Annotated in this window: 25 protein-coding genes; 10 read left to right on the top strand and 15 right to left on the bottom strand. The window is 42.8% G+C overall.

The window, feature by feature from the left end; genetic code table 11:
* Positions 1 to 117: 117 nt before the first annotated feature.
* The 6 genes from AC0L6V_RS23460 to AC0L6V_RS23435 all read right to left on the bottom strand — a co-directional run bounded on the left by AC0L6V_RS23460 (position 118) and on the right by AC0L6V_RS23435 (position 6,191).
* Complete coding sequence (locus AC0L6V_RS23460; protein WP_265220735.1) at positions 118 to 723, bottom strand: protein-methionine-sulfoxide reductase heme-binding subunit MsrQ; 606 nt, start codon at positions 721 to 723, stop codon at positions 118 to 120.
* Position 724: 1 nt separating this feature from the next.
* Positions 725 to 1,717, bottom strand: a complete 993-nt coding sequence (gene msrP, locus AC0L6V_RS23455) for a protein-methionine-sulfoxide reductase catalytic subunit MsrP (RefSeq protein ID WP_265220734.1) — start codon at positions 1,715 to 1,717, stop codon at positions 725 to 727.
* Positions 1,718 to 1,820: 103 nt separating this feature from the next.
* Positions 1,821 to 2,591 carry a CDP-diacylglycerol--serine O-phosphatidyltransferase gene (gene pssA / locus AC0L6V_RS23450; protein ID WP_265220733.1) on the bottom strand — a complete coding sequence of 257 codons (771 nt, stop codon included), beginning with the start codon at positions 2,589 to 2,591 and terminating at the stop codon, positions 1,821 to 1,823.
* Between the two features lie 27 nt (positions 2,592 to 2,618).
* On the bottom strand, positions 2,619 to 3,902 hold the full coding sequence (hemL, locus tag AC0L6V_RS23445) for a glutamate-1-semialdehyde 2,1-aminomutase (protein WP_265220732.1): 1,284 nt from the start codon (positions 3,900 to 3,902) through the stop codon (positions 2,619 to 2,621).
* Positions 3,903 to 3,993: 91 nt separating this feature from the next.
* The gene (locus AC0L6V_RS23440; protein ID WP_265220731.1) at positions 3,994 to 5,655 is read right to left on the bottom strand and encodes a chloride channel protein; all 1,662 of its coding nucleotides are present in this window, start codon (positions 5,653 to 5,655) and stop codon (positions 3,994 to 3,996) included.
* A 107-nt stretch (positions 5,656 to 5,762) separates the two neighbouring features.
* Positions 5,763 to 6,191 carry an Lrp/AsnC family transcriptional regulator gene (locus AC0L6V_RS23435; RefSeq protein WP_265220730.1) on the bottom strand — a complete coding sequence of 143 codons (429 nt, stop codon included), beginning with the start codon at positions 6,189 to 6,191 and terminating at the stop codon, positions 5,763 to 5,765.
* Positions 6,192 to 6,350: 159 nt separating this feature from the next.
* Here AC0L6V_RS23435 and yjeH point away from each other — a divergent pair, with 159 nt between their 5' ends.
* Both yjeH and luxS read left to right on the top strand, forming a co-directional pair.
* Complete coding sequence (yjeH, locus tag AC0L6V_RS23430; protein WP_265220729.1) at positions 6,351 to 7,628, top strand: L-methionine/branched-chain amino acid transporter; 1,278 nt, start codon at positions 6,351 to 6,353, stop codon at positions 7,626 to 7,628.
* 64 nt (positions 7,629 to 7,692) lie between these two features.
* Complete coding sequence (luxS, locus tag AC0L6V_RS23425; RefSeq protein WP_265220728.1) at positions 7,693 to 8,205, top strand: S-ribosylhomocysteine lyase; 513 nt, start codon at positions 7,693 to 7,695, stop codon at positions 8,203 to 8,205.
* Positions 8,206 to 8,282: 77 nt separating this feature from the next.
* Here the strand turns inward: luxS and AC0L6V_RS23420 are convergent, their stop codons facing one another.
* Positions 8,283 to 8,918 carry a LysE family translocator gene (locus AC0L6V_RS23420; RefSeq protein WP_265220727.1) on the bottom strand — a complete coding sequence of 212 codons (636 nt, stop codon included), beginning with the start codon at positions 8,916 to 8,918 and terminating at the stop codon, positions 8,283 to 8,285.
* A gap of 311 nt (positions 8,919 to 9,229) precedes the next feature.
* Between AC0L6V_RS23420 and AC0L6V_RS23415 the strand changes: the two genes are divergently transcribed.
* Positions 9,230 to 10,111, top strand: coding sequence for a DMT family transporter (locus tag AC0L6V_RS23415; protein ID WP_265220726.1), 882 nt, complete (start codon positions 9,230 to 9,232; stop codon positions 10,109 to 10,111).
* On the opposite strand, the gene AC0L6V_RS23410 is transcribed toward AC0L6V_RS23415, so the two are convergent.
* The 3 genes from AC0L6V_RS23410 to AC0L6V_RS23400 all read right to left on the bottom strand — a co-directional run bounded on the left by AC0L6V_RS23410 (position 10,108) and on the right by AC0L6V_RS23400 (position 12,874).
* Positions 10,108 to 10,569 carry an Lrp/AsnC family transcriptional regulator gene (locus AC0L6V_RS23410; protein ID WP_111607977.1) on the bottom strand — a complete coding sequence of 154 codons (462 nt, stop codon included), beginning with the start codon at positions 10,567 to 10,569 and terminating at the stop codon, positions 10,108 to 10,110. The genes AC0L6V_RS23415 and AC0L6V_RS23410 overlap by 4 nt on opposite strands.
* A 99-nt stretch (positions 10,570 to 10,668) precedes the next feature.
* A complete protein-coding gene (gene ilvN / locus AC0L6V_RS23405; protein WP_111607978.1) occupies positions 10,669 to 11,160 on the bottom strand; it encodes an acetolactate synthase small subunit in 492 nt (163 codons plus the stop codon).
* A gap of 1 nt (position 11,161) precedes the next feature.
* A complete protein-coding gene (locus AC0L6V_RS23400; protein ID WP_265220725.1) occupies positions 11,162 to 12,874 on the bottom strand; it encodes an acetolactate synthase 3 large subunit in 1,713 nt (570 codons plus the stop codon).
* Between the two features lie 438 nt (positions 12,875 to 13,312).
* Here AC0L6V_RS23400 and AC0L6V_RS23395 point away from each other — a divergent pair, with 438 nt between their 5' ends.
* Together AC0L6V_RS23395 and queG are read left to right on the top strand one after the other, a co-directional pair.
* Positions 13,313 to 13,573, top strand: coding sequence for a hypothetical protein (locus AC0L6V_RS23395; protein WP_012069032.1), 261 nt, complete (start codon positions 13,313 to 13,315; stop codon positions 13,571 to 13,573).
* A gap of 61 nt (positions 13,574 to 13,634) precedes the next feature.
* The gene (gene queG / locus AC0L6V_RS23390) at positions 13,635 to 14,708 is read left to right on the top strand and encodes a tRNA epoxyqueuosine(34) reductase QueG (protein WP_265220724.1); all 1,074 of its coding nucleotides are present in this window, start codon (positions 13,635 to 13,637) and stop codon (positions 14,706 to 14,708) included.
* A gap of 28 nt (positions 14,709 to 14,736) precedes the next feature.
* On the opposite strand, the gene AC0L6V_RS23385 is transcribed toward queG, so the two are convergent.
* Positions 14,737 to 15,594 carry an acyl-CoA thioesterase domain-containing protein gene (locus tag AC0L6V_RS23385; RefSeq protein ID WP_409419167.1) on the bottom strand — a complete coding sequence of 286 codons (858 nt, stop codon included), beginning with the start codon at positions 15,592 to 15,594 and terminating at the stop codon, positions 14,737 to 14,739.
* Positions 15,595 to 15,773: 179 nt separating this feature from the next.
* On the opposite strand from AC0L6V_RS23385, the gene moaA reads away from it, so the two are divergent.
* The 4 genes from moaA to AC0L6V_RS23365 all read left to right on the top strand — a co-directional run bounded on the left by moaA (position 15,774) and on the right by AC0L6V_RS23365 (position 19,033).
* Positions 15,774 to 16,763 (top strand): GTP 3',8-cyclase MoaA, encoded by a 990-nt coding sequence (gene moaA / locus AC0L6V_RS23380; RefSeq protein WP_409419166.1) that lies wholly within the window; start codon positions 15,774 to 15,776, stop codon positions 16,761 to 16,763.
* A gap of 13 nt (positions 16,764 to 16,776) precedes the next feature.
* Positions 16,777 to 17,316 (top strand): molybdenum cofactor biosynthesis protein B, encoded by a 540-nt coding sequence (gene moaB / locus AC0L6V_RS23375; RefSeq protein WP_265220721.1) that lies wholly within the window; start codon positions 16,777 to 16,779, stop codon positions 17,314 to 17,316.
* 5 nt (positions 17,317 to 17,321) lie between these two features.
* Positions 17,322 to 18,515: a molybdopterin molybdotransferase MoeA gene (locus AC0L6V_RS23370; protein ID WP_409419165.1), complete on the top strand. Its 1,194-nt coding sequence runs from the start codon at positions 17,322 to 17,324 to the stop codon at positions 18,513 to 18,515.
* Positions 18,516 to 18,604: 89 nt separating this feature from the next.
* On the top strand, positions 18,605 to 19,033 hold the full coding sequence (locus tag AC0L6V_RS23365; RefSeq protein ID WP_265220718.1) for a hypothetical protein: 429 nt from the start codon (positions 18,605 to 18,607) through the stop codon (positions 19,031 to 19,033).
* 4 nt (positions 19,034 to 19,037) lie between these two features.
* Here the strand turns inward: AC0L6V_RS23365 and AC0L6V_RS23360 are convergent, their stop codons facing one another.
* Both AC0L6V_RS23360 and serB read right to left on the bottom strand, forming a co-directional pair.
* Positions 19,038 to 19,973, bottom strand: coding sequence for a LysR family transcriptional regulator (locus tag AC0L6V_RS23360; protein ID WP_265220717.1), 936 nt, complete (start codon positions 19,971 to 19,973; stop codon positions 19,038 to 19,040).
* 82 nt (positions 19,974 to 20,055) lie between these two features.
* Complete coding sequence (gene serB / locus AC0L6V_RS23355; protein WP_265220716.1) at positions 20,056 to 20,973, bottom strand: phosphoserine phosphatase SerB; 918 nt, start codon at positions 20,971 to 20,973, stop codon at positions 20,056 to 20,058.
* A 258-nt stretch (positions 20,974 to 21,231) separates the two neighbouring features.
* Here serB and AC0L6V_RS23350 point away from each other — a divergent pair, with 258 nt between their 5' ends.
* On the top strand, positions 21,232 to 22,656 hold the full coding sequence (locus AC0L6V_RS23350) for an AhpA/YtjB family protein (protein ID WP_409419164.1): 1,425 nt from the start codon (positions 21,232 to 21,234) through the stop codon (positions 22,654 to 22,656).
* 161 nt (positions 22,657 to 22,817) lie between these two features.
* On the opposite strand, the gene rpoS is transcribed toward AC0L6V_RS23350, so the two are convergent.
* Positions 22,818 to 23,819, bottom strand: a complete 1,002-nt coding sequence (gene rpoS, locus AC0L6V_RS23345) for an RNA polymerase sigma factor RpoS (RefSeq protein WP_265220715.1) — start codon at positions 23,817 to 23,819, stop codon at positions 22,818 to 22,820.
* Positions 23,820 to 23,845: 26 nt separating this feature from the next.
* Entirely contained in the window at positions 23,846 to 24,622 is a 777-nt protein-coding gene (locus AC0L6V_RS23340) for a peptidoglycan DD-metalloendopeptidase family protein (RefSeq protein ID WP_265220714.1), read from the bottom strand.
* Positions 24,623 to 24,700: the final 78 nt, after the last annotated feature.

Here is a 24,700-nt window from a genome sequence, read left to right as displayed (position 1 = left end):
CGTCTGATACTTCGTTCAACTTACTTACCTTAGTAAGTGCAAACTCTTGTTTGCGTCGTTGTCCGTGTCAGTGGGTGCGTATAATACATCCCTAAATTTTCTGCGCAAGTACTTTTTTTAGATTTTCTTAAAAAAATGCTTATATATAGGTAGCGTAGGTATTTTAGATATTAACAAAGGAATTAATAATAAAGAAAAATAGACAGCTAGCGAAATATCATCTTTAACCTGCCACCATAAATGAGCAAGTATCGCTATAGCGGCTAAATACATGAAGCGGTGTAACGGCTTCCACCTCTTCCCTAGCTTGCGCATCATAAATTTTGTACTTGTTACTGTTAAAATCACTATGATAACAAGAGCTAAAACACCAGCATAAATGTAGGGTTTTTCAATAAGATCTGAAGCAATCCAAGTCCAGCTTAACCCAGCAAATAAAATTAAATAGATAATAAAATGGAGCAACGAATAGAAAAAAGCCGTTAGACCGATGAAACGACGGTAGCGATTAACAAACTTCAAGCCCCCTATTTTTCCAATCAATGTCATGGCCATGACCGCGACCACAAATATGGATGCCCAAATACCGCTCAATCTCATCAGTAACTTACCCGGATCGGGAAAGTACTGCCCCATTAATAAGGAAAGAAACATCCACAAAAATGGCAAAGCAAACAATATCAACACATAGGGCTTTTCCTTTCTATCCCAGAAACCAGCCATATTAATAAAACCTTTTCAAATCCATACCCGCATAAAGAGATGCCACTTCCTCTTCATAGCCATTGAACATTTTTGTTTCAATAACATTTGGAAAAAGCACGCCACCAGGCAAACGCCTTTCTTGCTGTTGCGACCAACGGGGATGGTCAACGCTGGGATTCACATTAGCATAGAAACCATATTCATTAGGCGCCAACATATTCCAAGTCGTCTCAGGCATTGTTTCTACAAAACGAACTTTCACAATCGATTTGATACTCTTAAAGCCATATTTCCAAGGTAAAACCAATCTAACAGGTGCACCATTTTGATTTGGCAAAATACTTCCGTACATACCAACAGCAAGAAAAGCCAAAGAATTCATCGCCTCATCAATACGCAACCCTTCTCGGTAAGGCCAATCCAGTCCGCTCCCTAATTGACCGGGCATCTGCTTAGGATCGTATAAGGTTTCAAAGTAAACATATTTAGCTTTTGACGTTGGCTCAAAACGCTTAAGGACCGTAGCAAGAGAAACGCCGACCCAAGGAATAACCATTGACCATGCTTCCACGCAACGAAGTCGATAGATTCGTTCCTCCAACATGGAATCTTTGATAATACTATCTAGATCAAATACCCCTGTTTTGGCCGCCTCACCTTCAACAGTAATGGTCCACGGCGTGGTTTTAAACTGAGATGCGCGATCTTTAGGATCACTTTTACCATAACCAAATTCATAAAAGTTATTGTATGAAGTGGCAACATCATAAGGAGAGAGTTTGTCATCTTTGCCAAAAGGCGTTTCGGCTATATTATCAAAGGAGGATTTGAGAGAAGGCGGAGGTAACAAAGGGTTCCCCTCTTGTAAGGCCGCTGACACTTGGCCAACAGCCCCCACCCCAAGCGCTAAACTTGCAGTGGTTTTCATAAATTGACGGCGATTCAGATAAATGGATTTATCAGTCACTTCTGACTCAGAGCAATCAGACGCTTTTTTATTCAAAATCAGCATAGCATGTCCCCTTATGTTATTAAAATTATTGACAAGGGAGCACGCTACTAGTTCAAAAAAAGCACCCGCAATAAAGCAGAATGCTTTTTTATATCACAATCCTCTAGCGCAATCGCTTAAACACAATACCAAGCGGTCCCCACACCCCATATAAACAAAACACACTCATCAACACAAAAGCGGGCTGTAAAGCCACAAAAACCAAAATCAAAACAGCAATTAACAAAACCACAAATGGAACACGCCCTTTCAAATCCAAATCTTTGAAACTGCGATATTTCACATTACTAACCATTAGCAGGCCTGTAATAGGAACAAGCAAAGCCATGAGTGTCGCCATACTTTCGCCTGAGATACCATTATCATTCGCAGCCCAAATAACACCCGCCACAATGGCTGCCGCTGCGGGACTAGGAAGCCCAGTAAAATAACGTTTTTCTTCAACCCCAATCATAGTGTTAAAACGAGCCAAACGCAGTGCTGCACCAACTGCATAAATAAACGCAGCAATCCAACCAATTTTACCAAGTGGTGCTAACGACCAAGTAAATACAATTAATGCAGGTGCGATCCCAAAAGACACCATATCCGCTAAAGAATCATATTCCGCACCAAAGGCACTTTGCGTATGAGTCAAGCGAGCCACACGACCATCTAAGCCGTCAAAAATCATAGAAATAAAAATGGCCACTGCTGCATGGGAGTAATTCCCATTCATAGCCGCGATAATAGAGTAAAACCCTGAAAAAAGTGCCGCCGTAGTAAACAAATTTGGTAATAAATACACCCCTTTGTGGGGCTGTTTTTTGTCATCACCAACGTCAATATCTTCAATTTCATCAACTGGTGATTTTTTGATATCATCAATGGACATGCTGTAAACCTTCCTTCCACAAATTATTTATACAAGCTTAGCAAAAGAACGCTTAGCGGCTTCTATTGTGTAATCAATATCTTCTTCAGTGTGCGCCTGAGAAATAAAACCCGCTTCAAACGCAGCTGGGGCAAAATACACACCCTCTTCTAACATATGGTGAAAAAAGGCCTTGAAACGCGGCAAATCACAACGCTGAACCTCGCTGAAACTGGTCACTGCTGTCGACTCTGTAAAGAAAAAGCCGAACATCCCCCCCACACTCACAACACAGAAAGGCACACCAGTATCGTCCGCTGCCTTTTTTAGTCCCGCCACAAGACGAGCAGCTTTAGAACCTAAAGTTTGATGAAAACCTTCTTCACTAATTTTGTTCAAAACAGCCAAGCCCGCCACCATAGCAACAGGGTTACCAGACAAGGTACCAGCTTGATAAACGGGACCTAACGGTGATATACATTCCATGATGGCGCGTTTACCACCAAACGCACCAACCGGCATGCCAGCGCCAATCACTTTACCTAGTGTTGTCAGATCAGGAACAATACCAAAATGATCCTGTGCACCACCAAGGGCAACGCGGAACCCAGTCATCACTTCATCAAAGATCAACACAGCGCCTGATTCATCACACACTTGGCGCAAGGTTTCAAGGAATCCTTTAACTGGCAGAATGCAATTCATGTTGCCAGCAACAGGTTCGACAATGATACAAGCAATTTGATCCCCGATTTCTGCAAAACAACGAGTCACTTCTTCAATATCATTGTATTGCAGTGTAATAGTATGTTTGGCCAAATCTGCAGGCACACCAGGAGAATTCGGAACGCCAAGCGTTAATGCACCAGATCCAGCTTTTACTAATAAAGAATCTGAGTGACCATGATAACAACCTTCAAACTTAACAATTTTATCGCGTCCGGTATAACCACGAGCCAATCGGATCGCACTCATGGTGGCTTCAGTACCCGAGTTCACCATGCGTACCATATCCATAGAAGGGACAAGTTCACAAACCTTTTCGGCCATGGTGATTTCAACTTCTGTTGGCGCTCCAAAACTTAAACCAAAATCTAGCTGTTTTCTAACTGCGTCTAACACATCAGGGTGAGAATGACCTAAAATCATTGGCCCCCAAGATCCAACATAATCTATATAGCGTTTTTTGTCTTCATCATAGACATAAGCGCCTTCCCCACGCTGGAAAAAAATAGGCGTACCACCTACACCATTAAAAGCTCGCACTGGGGAATTGACACCACCAGGAATACGGTGTTGGGCGCGTGCATATAGATCTTCTGAGCGACTCATATTTTCAAATCCTATAACCAATAATTTAATACATCTAGTAAGCGAGCAATCTAAAATAAAAGCATTAGACTAACGTTAACGAGGTAATTTTTTAATCACTTTTTAACAAAAATTGATCAAGCCGGTGTCTTGCAACCAGACTAAAAGAAGACATAGACAAGGACACCAACACTTCAGACAGCCCTGTTTTTTGAAACCAACTCAACATTGCCTCCAATGAGGGAGGCTCATCTATTAAAGGAATACAAGTAGATTCTAAAGCCAATGATAAGTTCATCGACACCTTTTCATCCTGAAAAACTAACCACGATTGAGGTCCAGAGTCTAACGTTTGTAATGCGTCTAACAAAGCGACGCGACGGACAAGCCGCCACTGACCACCAGCTTCAAATACAGCGTAGTCTACCATACTTGATGCCAAATCCTTTACTTGCTCAAGAGGAACACTGGCAGGTAATACCAAAACGTCTTCAGCCACTGGCTTAACGGTGTGATGACGTAAATAGCGTTGAAAGGGACTAATATTAGAAGACATCCCCATGTAACTTAGACGCTCAGCAAAAACTGACTCTTGGTGAAAGAATACACGCATTAATAAGCAGGCTAACACAATCACAAATAAAGCCGGAACAATTGCCTCAGAGGAGTGAGTCATTTCAATAATAGCGACCAATGCCGTCAGCGGAGCTTGAAAACAAGCGGCCATCATTGCAGCCATTCCAAGCAAGGCAAACAAAGCGATATCAACCGCCCCATGATCAAACATTAAAGCAACTTGAGCACCAGCCAGCCCCCCAATAATAAAGGTTGGACCTATCATACCACCCGGTATTCCCAACCCAATGGTCAATGCCGTTAATAGGGTTTTCACAACTATTAACAGGAGCAGAGAATAAACCAACAAATCACCCGATATTGAATGACTCAGCGAGCTGTAGCCACTGCCCAGTGCTTCTGGCAAATAAACCGCCGCAAAAGACGTCGCAATAGCCACGATAAAAAAGCGCAACCAGACAGAAAAACCACTCAGGTGCCACAAGACTTTTTGCGCATGGAGAAATAAAGCCGACAACAGCACGATAAAGACAACCAAAATAAAACATGCCACAAAAAGATCGGCCGAAAATACAACTGACGAAATATCCCCAATACTGAATATATTCAAAGGCCCAATAACATAATGACTAATCAGAGTCGCAACCACAGAAGACAGCAAAACTGGCAATACATAACGCTGACGATATTCCAAAAAAATCACTTCAAAAGCAAACAACACACCAGCCAAGGGTGTTTGAAATATGGCCGAGATGGCACCAGCAACACCACAAGCCAACAGCGTCTCAACCCCATATTGGGGAAGCTTAGCCTTTGCTGCTAGAAAGCCTCCCATGGTTGCGCCCAAATGTACCGCAGGTCCCTCTTTACCAATAGAAAGTCCTCCTATTAAGGCAATGACTGCAGAAAAAAACTGCACAACACCATTCCCAATAGGCAAATTACCACCATGATAATTCAGTCTTTCGATAACATAAGGTACGCCAACCTTGTGATAACGAGCGGGAAGGAGTGTCAAGAGGCTCGCTAGGGCAGTACAAGAAATGATGACTAAAGCAATCCGCCACTCTACAGGTAAAATCTCAAATGCATCAAAATCTGCCCCCAAAAAATAGCGAGTAGGCAAATAAATGACAGCATAGAAAAAGACCATCACTAAGCCACTGAATAATCCACATAATGCACCTAGGAGCGACAATGTCAGTAAATCATCGTAAGATCTCGCTTTAATAGACCATTTTTCTTTAAGCTTCCAAGCTATCAGATCGACACCTCATTTTTATACAGAAAGACAATTAAACACCTTCACCATCGATCTACACGCTTTGCTAAGCACATGTGCGTTACAATTTTATGTAGATTTGGCCAACTGTCCATTTCACTTCGAATGGCATGCAAGCGCGCCATAGAACTGGCCTGAACCAAGAGCAATAAATCCAAATCACCACTAATAGAATGAGCAAGCTTTACTTCAGGTATGGCATTAATCAAGGGCTGAACAAGATCACAAGAGAGCGGTCTAAAAGTAAGCGCTAAATAGGCCGTCACGCCATCTTCTTTTGAAACAGAGGTATGCGCGTGGTATCCAGTGATAGTACGATTTTCTTCCATACGGCGAATTCGCTCGGTAACAGCGGAGCGGGACAAATTTACCTGTCGACTTATATCTGAAACAGACAGTCGGGCATCCCCCACGAGCAAAGCCAATATTTTCTGATCATAGTGATCCGCCACTCAGTATTCCTCTCTTGTGATGTGCCACTCAAACTGACCGTTTTTCCGGCAAAATGCGCCCTAATAGGGTCAACTTGTATAGCGTATTATTCATCCGGCTATTTTATCCTTAGCGACAATAAAAAACAGCCACTGAATTTAACAAGTACAGGCAAACAAATGACTCAATACAAAAAAACTCTCGGCCCACTACAAGGCATAGCGATGACTGTCACCACTTTCATAGGTACTGGACTGATGATTTTACCCGCCATGTCTGTTGCACAGGCTGGTTCCTTTGCGTTTTATGCTTGGCTTATTACCGCTGGCATGATCATCCCCATCGCCTTTATATTTGCGCTACTTGGTGCAAAATACCCTTCTGCTGGCGGTGCATCTCATTACATAGGTCGAGCATTTGGCTCAAAATACGAGAAAGCTGTCGGCTGGTTATTCCTCAGCATTTTATTCGTCGGCCCAGCCGTAGCGATTAAAGTCGCTGCCGCATACCTGACCATCATATTTAAAACATCGGATCAATGGATTCTATTTTTTAGCCTACTAACACTTGCTGGTATGCTTTTCTTCGCTGTTGTGGGAATGCAAACATCAGCACGTTTTCAAACGGGTATCGTGATTGTCATGATAGCTTCTATTCTATGGCTTTGCTTCATTGGCAACATCCAAGACAGTCGTCAAGTCATTGAAACACCTTCTACACCATCTCAGTGGCAACAGACCCTGTACGCCACAGGGGTAATTTTTTGGTGCTTCTTAGGAATAGAAGTGATGGCCCATATGGGTGCCGAGTTCAAAAATCCAACACGCGACTTTCCGATTGCCTTGCTAGGTGGCATTACTATCGTTATTTTAGCTTATCTAAGCTTGGTACTCTTGATCGCTTGGCACCATACTTATGGAGACGAAGTCACTAATAGCCAATCACTGGCATTGTTAGTCAGCAAACTCATGGGCGAAACCAGCAGTCGATTCTTTGCTGTTGGCGCTTATATTATTGCTTTTGCCAACGTCGCTATTTATATTTTAGGCTTCTCCCGTATGGTGCAATCCATGGCACTACAAGGCGCATTACCTAAACTATTTATGAGCCTTAATAGAAACGGCGCACCGGAAAAGGCGGTTTTTCTTGTTGGCGTAATCACCCTATCTTCTATTCTGTTTTCAGAGCTTTCAGGCTGGAAGATGTCATGGTTCATTGAAATGACAAACGGCAGCTTTTTACTCATTTACGCTCTGACCTGCATTGCAGCATTTAAGTTGGTAAATCGTGCCACACAACTATTGGCCCTTATAGCCTTAATAAGCTGCGGCTTTATGGTCTTATTCATCGGACAAAGCATGCTCTTTGCTGTTATCGCTTTTTGTTTAGCGCTCAGCTACGAATATTTAAGGTCGCCAAAAAGCCCAATCAAAGATTCGAAACTTCATGTACAATAATGATCATTGATATCACCATTTATAAAACAACGATGATTTCGTTGAGTTCAGTAGGAGAGATTTTATGCCATTATTAGACAGCTTCCGTGTTGACCACACTCGTATGGACGCACCTGCAGTACGTGTTGCCAAATCCATGTCAACACCTAAAGGCGATGACATCACCGTATTTGATTTACGCTTCTGCGTGCCAAATGAAGAGATCCTTTCTGAGAAAGGCATTCACACATTGGAGCATTTGTTTGCAGGCTTCATGCGTGATCACTTAAACAGCGACAGTGTTGAAATTATCGACATTTCACCAATGGGATGTCGAACTGGTTTCTACATGAGCTTAATCGGCACACCGTCAGAAGATGTTGTCGCCGCTTCCTGGAAAGCCGCCATGGAAGACGTATTAAAGGTAAAATCCAAAGCAGATATTCCTGAACTGAACGAGTATCAGTGTGGTACCTATGAAATGCATTCACTAGAAGAAGCGCAAGACATTGCGAAAATGATTCTAAGCCGTGACGTGAAAGTAAACAGCAACGAAGAACTGTACCTAAGTGAAGAGTTCTTAAAAGCACACAGCTAAGAAAAATTATTTAAGCTAGAGCGCAAAAAGGTGACCAAGTGTCACCTTTTTATTTAATTTCAACACTTCACACTTATTTAGGAACGTGTTGCGGTTGCTAAAAACGCACTCGCTAAAACAAACACACTGCCCATACCGCGGTTGAGGTTTTTCATGCCTTTAGGACTGCGAATCAAACGACGAATTTGCTTACCACTCATCGCGTAAACATACGCGGCAATAAACTCAGTGAAGCAAAAGGTTAATCCCATCCAAAAAAACTGCATAGGTACTGGCTGACTAAGATCAAGTAGCTGCGGAAAAATAGCAGTAAATAGCAATACGGCTTTAGGATTGCCAATCGCCACTAAAAACTCTTGACGCATTCGCGCTATATGGCCACGTTTTGCCTTGGTCCCCAACTCGCTTTCATGTTCTTCAAGTACAATTGCCGCACTACGCCATGTTTTAATGCCTATATAAAACAAATAAGCAACACCAAACCATTTAATAACACTAAACCAGAAAATGGATGAGACAATAATAGCCCCCAAACCCAGTGCTGAAATTAACATCAAGATGCTAAAAGCAAGATTTCGACCTACCACAGCAATTACCGCGTTTGTCGCACCAACCTGAATCCCATTGTGCATCGCAGTAAAATTATTTGGGCCTGGCCCCAAAGACAACAACATTAGCAACGGCGCCGTTGCCAACCAAACACTAAATGTCATAGCACTTGTTTCTCTCAATAGTGTGTTAGATCGATCTAATTAGAAATCACTGTAAGTTTTAAATTTTGGCGCAACTCTACAGCCAAACCATTCACCTGTCAGCCTATTTTTTAACCTTTTCGGTAATACAAAAATGAACATATTAAGAGGTTTAAAAATCAATTAGTTAGAATTCTGTATTGCAAAAGTAAAACCTTAAATTTACTTTTTTATCCAAAGCCAAACGCTCGAATAACTTTTTCTTTCATCTGTGGAAACCTACCCTCACTCAGTAAAATTGCCATTCAGTTAACAATAATTAGGGATTAGCTATGTCAATCGCACATATTTTTTTATGGGCCACCGCCGCCATTTGGGGTTTTGCCTTTGTCGCCCAAAGCGTTGGCATGGAAAGCCTTGGACCACATAGCTTTAACGCTATGCGTTTTCTATTAGCAACGCTATCACTCTTACCTTTATTGTTTATTTTTAAACCCAAGCAATCTCAAAATAATTCTAAGTTATGGCTAGGTGGCCTAGCGGCGGGAAATTGTTTGTTTTTGGGCTTTACGTGCCAACAAATAGGTTTGCAATATACAACTGCAGGTAACGCAGGTTTCATCACTAGCATGTACATTGTGTTCGTGCCGATACTGGGACTTATACTCGGTCATAAAACTGAAAGACATACCTGGATTGGAGTTGGTCTAGCACTAATTGGTCTTTACAGCCTAACCGTTGGGCCAAACCTATCCATCAACAAAGGCGATGCAATAGAACTATTAGGTACGTTTTTTTGGACAGGACATGTGTTGCTGATTGGCTATTTATCTCGATATGTATCCGCGTTGCCACTTTCTATCGTTCAGTTCTTCGTAGCAACAATATTAGCCTCTATCACCGCTTTCGCATTAGAAACACCAACGCTTGAGGGCATTAAAATGGCTTGGTGGCCCCTAGTCTATGCTGGCGTCGCTTCATCTGGTATTGCATTTACATTACAAACGTTGGGACAAAAAAATGTGTCACCTAGTATCAGTGCTCTTATTCTCTCATCTGAGGCGGTATTTGCCGTATTGGGTGGTTGGATATTTATGGAGGAAGTTCTTTCTACTCGCGCTTTGGTAGGTTGTGGTTTTATTATGACGGGGATGATTATTAGCCAATGGCCACGTCAGACAAAAACACCTATCGAGCTTGCCCAACAACCCTAATTAATATCAGCTTCAACTCCTTTTTCAATATTCACCGGCATTTCTCGTGAAACTGGGGTTGAAAGCACCATCATGGTATTGGTGTCACTTAAATCAATTAAACGTTCTAACAACTCATCCAATAAAGACATAGAACGAACGGCAACTCGAAGCACAAAAGCGTAAGGCCCTGTCACATTATGGCAAGAAATCACTTCATCCAAACTGAGCACTAACGCTTTAAACTCCCGCTCTTTGGTTCGGTAAACCTGACACTCCACCAACGCAGTAATGGGAATTCCGACTTTTTCTAGGTTAATTTTTGCACCGTAGCCAGTAATGACACCAGACTCTTCTAACTTTCGAACTCGCTCAGCGACCGCAGGTGCAGTCAGATGTACTAACTTACCCAGTTCCGCATAAGTTAAACGACCATTCTGCTCCAACAGTTTAAGCAATTTCCAATTCGTCTTATCCATTTAACTCTCTTTAATATTTGACATTTACGCGAAAAAAAGCCGCGTACAAGCGCGGCTTTTTCAATCTTTCAATGAGACGACTACAAAAGTAGTAGGCGATTACAAAGACAGTGTCTTTTCACCACGAGCAATACCAGACACACCAGTACGAACTACTTCAAGCAAATGAGCACCGCCTAATGCTTGCAAGAACCCATCCAGTTTATCTGACTCACCTACGATTTGAATCGTGTAAATAGAAGGCGTCATATCAATGATATTGCCTCGGAAAATATCAACAGTGCGTTTTACTTCCGCACGCTGAGCACCCGTTGCACGCACTTTAACCAACATCAACTCACGCTCAATGTGTTGACCTTCGGTCAAGTCCACAAGCTTCACGACATCAATCAACTTGTTCAGCTGTTTAGTAATCTGCTCTACAACCTGATCAGACCCAAATGTCGTCAGTGTAAGACGAGACAAAGTAGGATCGTCTGTTGCCGCCACGTTCAATGACTCGATGTTAAAGTTACGCTGCGAGAACAAACCAACGACACGCGACAAAGCACCCGGCTCGTTTTCCATTAGTACAGAAATAATATGTCTCATATTAGGTACGCTCCGTCTTGCTCAAGAACATATCCCGCATAGAACCACGAGGCACTTGCATAGGATATACATGCTCTTCTGGATCCACGTAACAATTAATGAAGACCAACTGATCTGTCATCGCAAACGCTTCTTCCATCTTGGCATCGAGTTCATCTTTAGTACGAATTTCCACATACTTATGACGATAAGCGTCCATCAGTATTTTGAAATCAGGCAATGAATCCATGTACGAATTTGAATAGCGACCTTCGTAGTTCATGTCCTGCCATTGGCGAACCATGCCCAAATAACCATTATTCAAGCACAAGATTTTCACTGGCAAACCGTATTGCAGACAAGTCGAAAGCTCTTGAATATTCATCTGAATACTGCCTTCACCTGTCACACAGACAACTGTCTCCGCAGGGAAACTCATTTTTACACCCATCGCCGCCGGAAGACCAAATCCCATCGTGCCTAGACCACCGGAATTTACCCAACGGTTTGGCTTGTCAAATTTATAGTACTGAGCAGCGAACATTTGATGCTGACCTACGTCAGATGCAACAAAAGCATCACCTTTTGTTGCACGCCAACATGCTTCAATTGCGGCTTGAGGTTTAATTTTATCGCCATTGGTGTCATAACGACCACCATGCACCAAACGCCACTCATTGATTTGTTTCCACCAACCAACTAGGGCTTCGGTATTTGAACTTTGGCCTTCCACTAAAGACAGCATTTCTTCCAACACTTGACTGACTGGCCCTACAATAGGCACATCTGCACGAATCGTTTTAGAAATGGCCGCAGGATCAATATCAATATGGATAATTTTTGCCCCTGGGCAAAATTTATCTGGATCATTGGTTACGCGATCATCAAAACGTGCGCCAACCGCGAGAATCACATCACTATGATGCATGGTCATATTCGCTTCATACGCACCATGCATGCCTAACATACCGACAAACTGCTTGTCTGTTCCTGGGTAGCCACCCAAGCCCATCAGCGTGTTAGTAACAGGCACGTTCAAAGACTTAGCCAGTTTTACCAGTAAATCGGATGCTCCGCCCATAATAACGCCGCCGCCAGCATAAATAATTGGGCGCTTGGCAGCCAACAACAAATCAACGGCCTTTTTAATCTGACCACTATGTCCTTTTGTTGGTGGAGTATAAGAACGAATAGAAACCGACTCTGGGTATTTGTATTCGTACTTATCACCAGGCATGGTCATGTCTTTTGGCACATCAATGACAACAGGGCCAGGACGACCAGTGCTGGCAATGTGATAGGCCTTTTTCATGATCATAGGAATTTCAGAAGGATGCTTCACTGTAAAGCTGTGCTTCACAATTGGACGTGACACGCCAATCATATCAGTTTCCTGAAACGCATCTTCGCCGATCAAGTAACTCATTACCTGACCACAAATAACGACCATGGGAATAGAGTCCATATAAGCCGTCGCAATACCTGTTACCGTATTGGTGGCTCCTGGACCAGAGGTGACAAGAACCGTACCGGCCTTGCCCGTGGCACGCGCATAACCATCCGCCATGTGCGTTGCCGCTTGTTCATGCCTAACCAGAATATGCTTTACGTCAGACTGACGATGCAAGGCATCGTAAATATGAAGTGCGGCTCCACCTGGATAACCATAGATATACTCAACTCCCTCATCTTTGAGGAAGCGGGCGATCATTTCACCACCGGATAATAACTCCACCTTGTTACCCTCTATAGTATGTATCTGTCTTTTAATTTTAGTGTGGCTATTGTAACCGCATAAGACGAACAGATTAAAGTTGATAAAACGATGTTTGCTAAACTAACTGAGGTAACTTTTAAAAATAAGAGGTGCTTATATAAAAGTAACAAACACTCAAACGCAAGAAATCGCAGTTTTTACACTGTCCGCGTTTTTTCGCGAGGAGAAGTGCAAGATGACAGTATTGCGTCATGTTACACTTGTGCTTATCAGACAAAATCTGATTGAGATGGGCTAGTGGCCCAAAGAAAGACGTCATCGACAGGGTGTCGTCGAATAATATAGCATTTGATTCTGTCTTTATGCCCTAGATTTGTCAACACAAAGTGTATAAAAACTTGCTCTAACCCACGCTTCATGGTGTCATAGCAGCATAAATTGATTAGGAGTTCTACCATGGCTAATGAGCTTAACCAACAACGAGTTATTGATGAATTTTTGCGCTGTTTTCGTAAGATGCTTATGGATCCAGAACTCGCTGGAGAATTAGTCCGTATCGCCAAAGAAAATATCAACCAGCCAAATGCGTACCAACGCATTGCGGAAGAAGTCTCAAACCAAACCACCATAAAAATCCAAGAAGAACACACAGAAGCTGATCGTAAATTCATCAAACTATTGATGGATGTGGTGAAAGGCGACTCTCAGCTTTACTAGTTTTTTGTTTTTTCACGCTAGGTGGAGTTTCTAGCCTAGCGTCTAATGTTTCGGTACTCACTTGCTTCCTTCGTTTTTATCCAGCCCAGAAGAATTAAACCAACTTGCTGATGACATCAAATCATGGGCAATTGAATTGGGCTTTGCTGAAGCTCGTATTGTTGAGCCAGACCTTGCACAATACAAAGACGAATTTAACGAATGGCTTAATAACAAATACCATGCAGGTATGGACTATCTTGCCAATCATGGCGACATGCGCTTTTATCCGGAACAATTGCATCCGGGAACTCGTCGTGTTATTTCCCTTCGCATGCACTATCTTCCCCAATCAGTCGAAACCGTAAAACGACTGCAAACCAAAGACAAAGCCTATATCGCTCGCTATGCCTTGGGCCGTGACTACCATAAATTAATTCGCAAACGCCTTACTCAATTAGCCAAGAAAATAGAGCAAAAAGTCGGCGATCATGGCTATAGAGCGTTTGTCGATAGCGCCCCTATCTTAGAAAGACAAATTGCCGAGCAAGCCGGCATGGGCTGGGTTGGCAAAAACACCTTATTACTGACCCCTAAAGCCGGCAGCTGGTTTTTGCTCGGTGAAATATTTACTAACTTACCACTTCCTGTCGACAAACCTACTGAAACAAGACATTGCGGAAGCTGTACCGCCTGCCTAACTCAGTGTCCAACTGATGCCTTTGTTGAGCCTTGGGTTCTGGATGCGGGAAAGTGCATTTCTTATCTCACCATTGAACATAAAGGCGCCATTCCAGAAGAACTACGCAGTAAAATGGGCAATCGGATTTTCGGCTGTGATGATTGTCAGCTAGTTTGCCCTTGGACCAAGTTCGCAAAATACACCGAAGAAGAGGATTTCCAACCTAGACACAATCTGGATTCAGCAGATCTAGTTGAATTATTTGAGTGGGACGAAGAGGCCTTCTTGAAAAATACCGAAGGCTCCCCTATTCGTCGAACTGGTTTTGAAAACTGGCGTAGAAACATTGCTGTCGCGCTTGGTAATGCACCTACTAACCAAACCACCATACAAACATTAAAAAATGCACTCCCTCACTCCTCTGAGTTAGTGAAAGAGCACATTCTATGGGCATTAACGCAGCACGACCTTTGATACATAAATAGTGTTTGCTGATTGACAATTAACGTGAGTAACGCAGCAAACCTTCTTGAGCAGTAGAGGCCACCAACTCGCCCTTTTGATTAAAAATTTGCCCACGAACAAAGCCGCGAGCCGCATTCGCCGACGGGGAGTCCGCTACATACAGTAGCCATTCATCCAATCTAAATGGACGATGAAACCAAATAGCATGATCTAAACTAGCAACCGTTAGGTAAGGACTACCAATTGAAATACCATGCGGCATCAAGGCGGTTTCGATAAAACCATAATCTGTTGTATACGCCAGCATAGACTGATGAACTAATGCTTCATCGGGTAAAGCAGACACACTACGAATCCACATATGACGTTTCGCAATACCTGGACGCGGACGAAATGGATTCTGATTTTCCACGATTCGATATTCAATAGGTCGGTCTGCCGTAAACAAATCTCGCACTTTTGATGGAATTTCATCTGCATGCTCTCGATAAAGTGACAGCTCAGACTGAAAGGATTCAGGACCCGGAACATTGGGCATGGCATCCTGATGGTCTAACCCTTCTTCGGTGATGTGAAACGACACCGTCATCGCTAAAATACTTTTACCAAACTGCGAAGCAATTACCCGCCGAACACTGAAACTTCCGCCATCTCTAATCACCTCAACGTCATATTCGATAGGGTGAGCGGAATCTCCCGGCCTTAGAAAATAACAGTGCAGTGAATGTGGAAAACGTCCCTCTACGGTTTGAGTTGCCGCGCTTAGACCTTGACCAATAACTTGCCCACCAAATAGTTTCGGAAAACCAATATCCTGACTACGACCAATAAATTGAGTGGCGGAAACACGCTCTAGTTTTAATAAACCGATTAGATTATTCACAACTTGATTCACAACGTCCCTCCTACTTAATATACTACTTTCTATTATGCCGTCTTTTTTGCGACAGTCTGAACAGAAAATCTGCACAAAATACAGTAATACTAAGAATCTGATCAAAATCTTTTGTCTCACTTTGCTAAAGTGACATTTTTTTGCTTTGATGGACACCTAGATTGTGAGGTATTTTGTCCATGTCCGCTCTAATCGATCCATTTGGTCGAAAAATAGATTACCTACGTATTTCGGTCACTGACCGATGCGATTTTCGTTGCACCTATTGCATGGACGAAGACGTCACTTTTATGCCTAGAGATCACATATTGTCTTTAGAAGAGATCGTTTATGTAGCAAAAACCTTTATAGCAATGGGCACCAAGCGCATTCGTATCACAGGTGGTGAACCTTTGGTGCGCAAAAATATTCTCTGGGCCATTGAGCAAATAGCCAATACGAACGGACTAGAAGAACTGACCATTACCACAAACGGTTCACAACTTTATAAAATGGCGCAAACCTTGCTCAACGCTGGCGTCTCACGCATTAACATCAGTCTCGACACACTAAAAGCAGATCGCTTTTACGCCTTGACTCGCAGAGACAAATTTCAACAAGTAATCGACGGTATCGACACCGCCAGCAAACTGCCTTTTAAACGCCTAAAAATTAACAGCGTCATGCTCAAGAATCATAACGATGATGAACTTTTTGATCTTGCACAATTTGCCTTAGATCGCAAAATGGACATCAGTTTCATTGAAGAGATGCCGCTTGGAATAATCACCGACCATAATCGTGCAGCCACCTATTTATCTAGTGATGAGGTCATTAGAACCCTAGGGCGTCATTATGAATTAACCCCCAGCTCAGTGACCAGCAGTGGTCCAACACGCTATTATCAGGTAGCAGGTTACGAGCATAAAATTGGCGTTATTTCCCCTCATAGCCATAACTTTTGTGATACCTGTAATCGTGTTAGGTTAACCGCTGAAGGTCGTTTATTACTCTGCCTAGGCAATGAGCACTCAAAAGACTTAAAAAGTGTCATTCGAAACACATCAACAGACTCAATATCATTGGAAAGCGCTATTATTGAAGCGCTTGCACTCAAACCTCAAAAACATCATTTTAACCTCGCTGAAGCCCCGCAAATCTTGCGTTTCATGAGCGCAACCGGAGGCTAACTAAGGAATTCTTATGGCAAAAACACCGACTCCTTTTCGCCCACTCAATATCAGCGTTCTAACCGTATCCGACACTCGATCCATTGCCGAAGACACATCAGGGGATGCCTTGATAGAACGGCTGACTCAAGCGGGTCATAAACTCAATGAAAGAAAGCTGGTCAAAGACGATGTTTACCAAATGCGCGCTGTTGTTTCCAACTGGATCGCCGACAAGGAAACTCATGTCGTACTCATCACTGGTGGTACAGGGTTTTATTCTCGAGACAGCACACCAGAAGCAATGACACCGCTATTTGATAAAACCATCGAAGGCTTTGGGGAACTATTTCGACATATTTCTTACACAGAAATAGGTACATCAACCATCCAATCTCGTGCTATTGCGGGATTAGCCAACCAAACACTTATTTTTTGCTTACCAGGCTCAACTGGGGCTTGTAAAACCGCATGGGATGGTATTTTAGCCGAGCAACTCAACGCTTCACATCGTCCTTGCAATTTTGTCAGTATGTTGATCGGCCCAGATACCACTCATCAGCACGAGGCCTAACACTTATGTCTACTTTACTCGCCTTTGAAGAAGCTTTAGAGGCAATCAAACAGAGTGCCAATGTACGTGTAGGACAACAAATAATCCCCCTAGCAAGCTCGGTAGGTCGCATCCTTGCAACCGATGTTGTGGCAAGCATTTGCGTGCCACCTAATGCCAACAGTGCCATGGATGGCTACGCGCTCGCCACAGCCGATTGGCAAGCCGGAAAACAATTCAGCATCAGTCAGCGCATAGCAGCTGGGCACGCTCCTCAGCCTTTGATGCCAGGCACCTGCGCCCGTATTTTTACAGGGGCAAATATCCCAGCTGGCGCAGATACTGTGATTATGCAAGAAAACGCCCAAATCATGGGCGAAAAAGTGGCTTTTAATGAACAGCCTAGGCAAGGTGAAAACATTCGCCCAAAAGGACAGGATATGCAAACAGGCCAAACCGTTGTGCAAGCTGGTGAGACACTTTCAGCAATGCACATTGGCCTTTTATCCAGTTTAGGCATAACTGACATCACGGTTTACAAGCAATTGCGCGTGGGCATACTCACCACTGGCGATGAGCTGATCGCACCAGGTGAAACATTACAAGCTGGGCAGATCTATAACTCAAATGGTCCTATGCTGAGCGCACTTGTCACTCAGGCAGGTTATCTAGTGAGTCACTGTATTCATGCCGCTGACACCCCAAAAGACACAGAAGACGCATTGCAAATACTCCTTGAATCTTGCGATGTCATTTTATCTTCTGGTGGGGTTTCTGTTGGCGAAGAAGATCATGTGAAAAGTGTCTTAGAAAAACGGGGAACCGTACATTTATGGAAGATCGCCATCAAACCGGGAAAACCCCTTGTTCATGCCACTCTTCAAGGCACTCCCTTTCTTGGCTTACCCGGTAACCCAAGCTCCACGCTGGTCACCTATCATTGGTTCGCACGCCTTTTACTGTCTATTTGCTCTGGTCAGAAAGTACAATTGCCACAATCTTACCTAATTGATGCGGGCTTCAACCGATCAAAAACAATCACGCGTGACGAATTCCTACGAGTATCTATCGGTCAAGATGGTCTTGCTTATGCGCACCCTCAACAAAGTTCTGGCGCCTTGTTAGCGGCTTGCCAGAGCCAAGGCTATCTGCACGTCAAAGCAAATACGCAAATCGAATACGGCCATTCTTATTCTTTTTATCCTTTCTCTGGTTTCTGACTTTCCTGTTTCCATAGAACTCATCTAAACTGAAAGTAGTGCTCGGCAAGATTAGAGTGCTACTTTTTCTCGTTATAAGGCGAATTAATATGCGTAACATTGAGTGGGAACAATCTCTCTATGAACATCAACATGCGATGATCAAACGGCTCGATGCTTTCAGGAAAGCCTCAAAAACCGTTGCTTACTCAAAAGATGACATGATGATAATCGAGCATTCCTTTCAACTGCTTGTTGCTTCGATGTTAGATCTTGCCCAATACGTTTTAAAACACCATTACAAAACTGAGATTTCGTCACGCAAAGAAGTGCTTCACGCTCTTATCACAAACAAAGACGTCACCTATGAACAAGCGGAGCAAATACGCTCACTCATTCTACTAAGAGACAAAATCTTAAACGATTATCTCGAAGAACATTTCGCGGATTTAGACGAGGCGATGAAGCTTAGACGCTACAGCCTAGTGGAAGTATTAACAAAAGAATGGACTACGCGCTTATCAACTAAAGATTTGTAAACCTTTATGGCTGTGGCTTTCTAACCGAAGCATCAAGAAACGCTTTTCTTAATAGCCCCCTAAACCAAACATGAGCGGCATCGTGTTGGAAACGCTCATGCCAAATCATCGAATAATCAAACTCACGCGTTGCAAAAGGCAACTCATACAAGGCTATTTCAGAGACGGTTCCCACCATATCTTCGGCAAAAAGTCTTGGCACTGTCAGTAATAAATTACTGTCCATAACCACTCTTGCGGCAGGTACAAAATTAGGCAAATGCACAGCGACGTGACGCTTGTGGCCTATTTTATCCAATTCACGATCTACTGCAAAATACTCTCGACGCCCTAATACCACTTGAACATGGCTGGCCTGCACATAGCCTTCTAAAGTGAGCGTACCTTGGATACTAGGATGATCCTTACGAGCCAAACACACCATACGATCACTTTTTAAACGCATAGCTCGAATCCCCGCAGGAGGCTCTTTCGACAACACAGCAACAGCAACATCGATATTCGTTTGATCAAGCTCAGCAACCATGTCTTCATTCCAAGATTTAACATCCAAAATTGCGCTCGGTGCTTTTTGACGAAATTGATCCAGAATTTTAGGCAACACAGTTAAGGTACCAAAATCCGTCGTTGATAATATAAAGCGACGTTGACTGGTTTCGGGAGTAAACAAGCTAGGCTGAATAAGGCTCTCTAACCCTTTTAAAGTATCTGCCAAAAGCGGGGCTAAACTTTGTGTTTTTGCTGTAGCTGACAAACCATGAGAAGTACGAATGAACAAAGGATCGGCAAACACATCACGTAGGCGTGACAATGAGCGACTTACCGCTGGCTGAGAAACATTAAGCCGTGTCGCCGCCTTGGTGACATTGAGTTCTTCGATTAAAACCTGAAAAACATACAACAAATTTAAATCGATATCAGACAATTTTATCTCTGACAAAATAACACCTCAGCCAAGCTTGTTATCATTATAACTCCGAATCATAACAAGCTTTTTATAGGGACAATAGCGGTCTTTTACATTACTTATAAGACAGCAATGCCCGAATGTCCTTGGAGGTCATACCCAACAAATATAAAATACCATCCAGTCCAAGGTTGTTCATTGGGCAAGGAGCCTGCTCTCGCACTAAAGGCTTCGCATGCAAAGCCACGCCCAACGCGGCGTGATTCAACATTAGCAAATCATTCGCACCGTCACCGCAAGCAATTGTCTGCTTCATGTCGATCTTTTGTTTTTCGGCAATGCTCGTCAACAAGAATTTTTTACGCTCGCCGTCAACAATAGGACCTAAATGCTTACCCGTTAAGGTATGACTCTGAATTTCTAATACATTAGCGTGCACTTCAGCTATTCCATATTCGGCTTGAACTCGATCAGCAAAATAAGTAAAACCACCCGACAAAATCGCTGTATGCCAACCAAAATGATGCAGCACTGTCATTAACGTAGAAATACCATCCATATGTTCAATGCGGTTATAAACGCCATCCATAACATCGCTACTCAAACCTTTTAACAGCGCCAAGCGCTGAACGAAACTTTCGACAAAATCAATTTCACCACGCATTGCGCTTGCCGTAATTGCGGAAATTTGTTTGCCAATGCCAGCTTCAACGGCCAACTCATCCATGACTTCCGCTTTAATCAACGTAGAGTCCATATCAAAAACAGCCAAACCACCAGCCTGTATGTCCAACATCGTCGCTTGGTAGATATGATCAATACCGGTTTCATTTGATAAACTCAAAAGCGCAGCTCGAAAATCGTTGCTATCGGTTATCTCAGAGGTAAGGCGTATCTGCACCACAGACACATTATCACTCTCTTCCGTTAACACATGGCTCACTCCATACAAGCCTCGTTTATCCAACCAAACATTAAATTGATTAAGATATTCAGGGGTCAAAGACCCGATAAGAGTAATACTGGCTGACATAAAGGTTCCTCATTCGATAAGGTCGTTACTATAGCAAATCGTTTTCTTTTCGCTAAGCACCTGTTCTAATTTAAAGAATTTAGAAAATGGCCGTTATGGTGTATAGAGACACTTTAATGTGCAATAAAAGTGATGCTCAACCCGATAGATTAGTTATTTTGCTTGAATCGTCACAAAGTCACGGTCGTTACGATAGTTGAACAAAAGTCTCGTGTATACTTGAGTCGTTGTTTTACGAGTTACCCCTAAAGGAAGTGAATGGACACCCAACCAAAAACAAAAGCTATTACGGCTTTTATTCGTAAAAAGCTCAGTGCCTATACTGTCACTGTTGCTACTTTTATTTCACTTATGATTCTGACCGTCTGTATCTTTTGGTACACTATGACGCACGCACTTGGCAATTATTTGTCTCAACAGACGGAAGTATTAGGCAGTAGTTTAGCCACCCAAGCTGCTTTCAATGCCACACAATCCATTTTAAATAACGACTTGTTAAGCCTAAACGTGCTACTCAATCGTCTCGTCGTTGATGACAATATTTTAAGTGCTCGAGTTTACAATAAAAAAGACGAACTACTCGCAGAGGCTAATAGCGGCAGTACTAGTCGAATTTCAACAGAACAAGACTTACGCCCTAATGAGCAACGTCGTGTGTACAGTTCAAGCATTAAGTTTAGAGATGAAATAGTCGGACATGTCTTAATAACTTTGGATAAAACGCCAGCACAAGCGACCCTACAACACCTCAATAACTTACTAATTGGGGTAGCCATTTTTACTTGCACTATTGCCTTATTGTTGATCATACTGATAACAAAATGGCTTTTCTCCCCTATCAATGACGCCACGACCGCATTGCTATCCCATAGCAAAGGTCGTAAGCCAAAAGCACTACCTTCACCTATTTATAAAGAAGCAAGGCAGCTTTACGATGCCGTTAAAACTATACAGACACTCCCACAGACTAAAGAGGCAATCGAAAAAGCCCCCCAAGAAGATCTTACAAAAGCGACAAAAGTACAATTCGAGATCAATTTTGATGCCATTTTCGAAGAATCCAGACAACGTAGCTGCATTCTCTACTTTGATATCTTAAATTTAGAAACTTGGCATAAAGACCTGACACCACTCCAAGTAGCAAATTTACTGACACCCGTATATCGAGCTATGTTTCAAGCAAGCGAAGTGTACTTAGGTCAAGTACATCAATACAACAGTGACTCCGCTGTGATTCTCTTCAGCGCTCATCACTGTGAAGATAATCTATACATCAATGCAGTATGTACCGCTCAACTTTTCTTAGGTTTGATCAATAAGCTTTTAGAAAACGAGTTATATGCAGAGACACCGAAGCTTACATTCCATCTAGGATTACACCAAGGCAACCAACAAATAACCAATATGGTGAAAGAGAACAGCTTCGAACCAGAAAAAATAGAACCCTTACTAGAGAGTATCCACCAACTCAGTCGATCAGAAAGCGTCAACAAGCTTATCATTAGTGATGACATTTTTACTCTGCCTCACATACAGAACAGAGTATTTACTGGATTACCAGAAATAATAGAAGACAATGGCAAAGAAATTTTAGCTTATGAAGTAAAAGGTATGTCGGACAAATATAAGCGCCAAATTCATCAGCACATTACTAACATTACCAATCCAGACACAGAGCATTAAAAACACGGCGGTGAGCCTTAATAAAAAAGACCCGTTATGAAGTGCCCCCATAAAATTGGACACTTCATAGAACGGATCTTTTATATATCAGTTTATCTTTATTAGGGCTTTCCTAAGTTATCAGCACAACAGAAAACCGTACAAACTTCGCAGCAAAGCTCTTAATCCTCAAAACGAATCACATCATCAAGTGACAGCCCTTCTTTATCCATAATCAAGCGCAGTTTGCGCAGCGCCTCCACTTGAATTTGGCGCACTCTTTCACGTGTTAAGCCAATTTCAGCTCCCACATGCTCTAACGTGCTGGCTTCATGACCACGTAAACCAAAACGACGTGTTATCACTTCACACTGTTTTTCACTCAATTCATCTAGCCACAGTTCAATACTGTGTAAGACGTCACCATCTTGTCGATCTGCTTCAGGGCCTTGATGAATAGTATCTGCTAAAATCTCCACCAAGCTTTTGTCGTTATCATCTCCGCCAAATGCCGCATCAATAGAGCTGATTTTTTCGTTTAGACCAAGCATCTTTTGCACATCTTCAACGGGGCAATCTAGCATTTCGGCAATTTCTTCTGCGCTTGGCTCATGGTCTAACTTTTGCGTCAACTCACGGGCTGCTCGTAAGTAGACATTAAGCTCTTTCACAACATGAATTGGCAGGCGAATAGTTCGAGTTTGATTCATAATGGCACGCTCTATGGTTTGGCGTATCCACCATGTGGCATAAGTAGAAAAGCGAAAGCCTCGCTCAGGATCAAATTTTTCAACGGCTCTAATTAACCCCAAGTTCCCTTCTTCAATTAAATCAAGAAGAGAAAGCCCACGGTTCAAATAGCGACGTGATATTTTTACGACTAGCCGCAAATTACTTTCTATCATGCGCTTACGCGCTTTAGGGTCACCTTTTAGAGCAAGGCGAGCAAAATACACCTCTTCTTCTGCCGACAGTAAGGGTGAAAAGCCAATCTCACTTAGATAGAGTTGAGTCACATCAAGGTGACGACTCGTATCTGCCTCCGCATAACGAGCACTGACTGCCGACTCAAACTCTTCGTCAATCAGTTCATCATCTTCAACAAAATCCTCAAGCGTATCAAGATCAAAATCACCAGTGTCCGAAATCTTAGCTACTTCTTTATCCATATTGGCTAACTTCATGCCCCCTCCTTAAACGCTCATCTCGCTTAATTTATTTTAGGTAAAACATCTAGCGGATCGATCGGCCTACCATCACGTCGAACTTCAAAATGTAATAATGGCCTGTCACTTCCTTTACCACCAATCACAGCAAGGGAATCTCCAGCCCGAACACTTTGTTGTTCTTTTACTAAAATCCTTTCGTTGTAAGCATAAGCACTAAGGTATACATCATTATGCTTTACAATAACAAGGTTACCATAACCGATAAGACCACTGCCCGCATAGACAACGGTACCATCGGCGGCGGCTTTTACTAATGCTCCCTGCTCCGCTTTTATATCTATACCTTTACTACTAACGCCAGCATTTGAAAACCCCCTAGTGACCTTACCATCCACTGGCCAGGCCCAATTACCAGATATTTTCTCGTCTTTTTTGTCTTTAGTGACGCTTTTAGGCAACTTTTCAGACACTATAATGGCGTCAGCAGAAGCGGGTATAGAGGGAATCGTTTTCTCCGTTTCAACAACTGGCTCTCTCTGTTTGACAATACTTTCCGCTTTGGGTTCCTCATTATTCACGATAACCGATGACGACTTTGAGAGACCGCCTAGACGAATTTTTTGTTTTGGATAAATAGTATAGGGGGCAGCAATACGATTAAATTTTGCCAACTCTCGATAGTCCAAACCATACCGAAAAGCAATAGAAAACAAGGTGTCACCGCGTTGTACTATGTACACACCTGATGTCGGGATAGAAGAAACACTCGCACCATTAGACGCAAATTTTGAGTTGTCTTGTGTAGGGTAATGCAACACTTCATAGGAGCACCCAGTCAGCAAAAGACAAAAAAATACAAGCCTACTTAACAAGCAAGTAGGCAAGAAAAAATCATG

The sequence above is a fragment of the Marinomonas sp. G8-14 genome (genome assembly GCF_055808935.1).
The sequence above is the reverse complement of the archived record's forward strand: the minus strand, read 5'-3'. Positions and strand labels throughout refer to the sequence as shown.

Bases quoted from the DNA above. Each gene is read 5' to 3' on its own strand.
- AC0L6V_RS23415 (WP_265220726.1), top strand. From the start codon at position 9,230: ATGTCAATCGCACATATTTTTTTATGGGCCACCGCCGCCATTTGGGGT.
- rpoS (WP_265220715.1), bottom strand. From the start codon at position 23,819: ATGAAGTTAGCCAATATGGATAAAGAAGTAGCTAAGATTTCGGACACT.
- AC0L6V_RS23365 (WP_265220718.1), top strand. From the start codon at position 18,605: ATGCGTAACATTGAGTGGGAACAATCTCTCTATGAACATCAACATGCG.
- AC0L6V_RS23350 (WP_409419164.1), top strand. From the start codon at position 21,232: ATGGACACCCAACCAAAAACAAAAGCTATTACGGCTTTTATTCGTAAA.
- yjeH (WP_265220729.1), top strand. From the start codon at position 6,351: ATGACTCAATACAAAAAAACTCTCGGCCCACTACAAGGCATAGCGATG.
- moaB (WP_265220721.1), top strand. From the start codon at position 16,777: ATGGCAAAAACACCGACTCCTTTTCGCCCACTCAATATCAGCGTTCTA.
- msrP (WP_265220734.1), bottom strand. From the start codon at position 1,717: ATGCTGATTTTGAATAAAAAAGCGTCTGATTGCTCTGAGTCAGAAGTG.
- AC0L6V_RS23410 (WP_111607977.1), bottom strand. From the start codon at position 10,569: ATGGATAAGACGAATTGGAAATTGCTTAAACTGTTGGAGCAGAATGGT.
- pssA (WP_265220733.1), bottom strand. From the start codon at position 2,591: ATGTCCATTGATGATATCAAAAAATCACCAGTTGATGAAATTGAAGAT.
- moaA (WP_409419166.1), top strand. From the start codon at position 15,774: ATGTCCGCTCTAATCGATCCATTTGGTCGAAAAATAGATTACCTACGT.
- AC0L6V_RS23395 (WP_012069032.1), top strand. From the start codon at position 13,313: ATGGCTAATGAGCTTAACCAACAACGAGTTATTGATGAATTTTTGCGC.
- AC0L6V_RS23370 (WP_409419165.1), top strand. From the start codon at position 17,322: ATGTCTACTTTACTCGCCTTTGAAGAAGCTTTAGAGGCAATCAAACAG.
- AC0L6V_RS23420 (WP_265220727.1), bottom strand. From the start codon at position 8,918: ATGACATTTAGTGTTTGGTTGGCAACGGCGCCGTTGCTAATGTTGTTG.
- ilvN (WP_111607978.1), bottom strand. From the start codon at position 11,160: ATGAGACATATTATTTCTGTACTAATGGAAAACGAGCCGGGTGCTTTG.
- luxS (WP_265220728.1), top strand. From the start codon at position 7,693: ATGCCATTATTAGACAGCTTCCGTGTTGACCACACTCGTATGGACGCA.
- serB (WP_265220716.1), bottom strand. From the start codon at position 20,973: ATGTCAGCCAGTATTACTCTTATCGGGTCTTTGACCCCTGAATATCTT.
- hemL (WP_265220732.1), bottom strand. From the start codon at position 3,902: ATGAGTCGCTCAGAAGATCTATATGCACGCGCCCAACACCGTATTCCT.
- AC0L6V_RS23460 (WP_265220735.1), bottom strand. From the start codon at position 723: ATGGCTGGTTTCTGGGATAGAAAGGAAAAGCCCTATGTGTTGATATTG.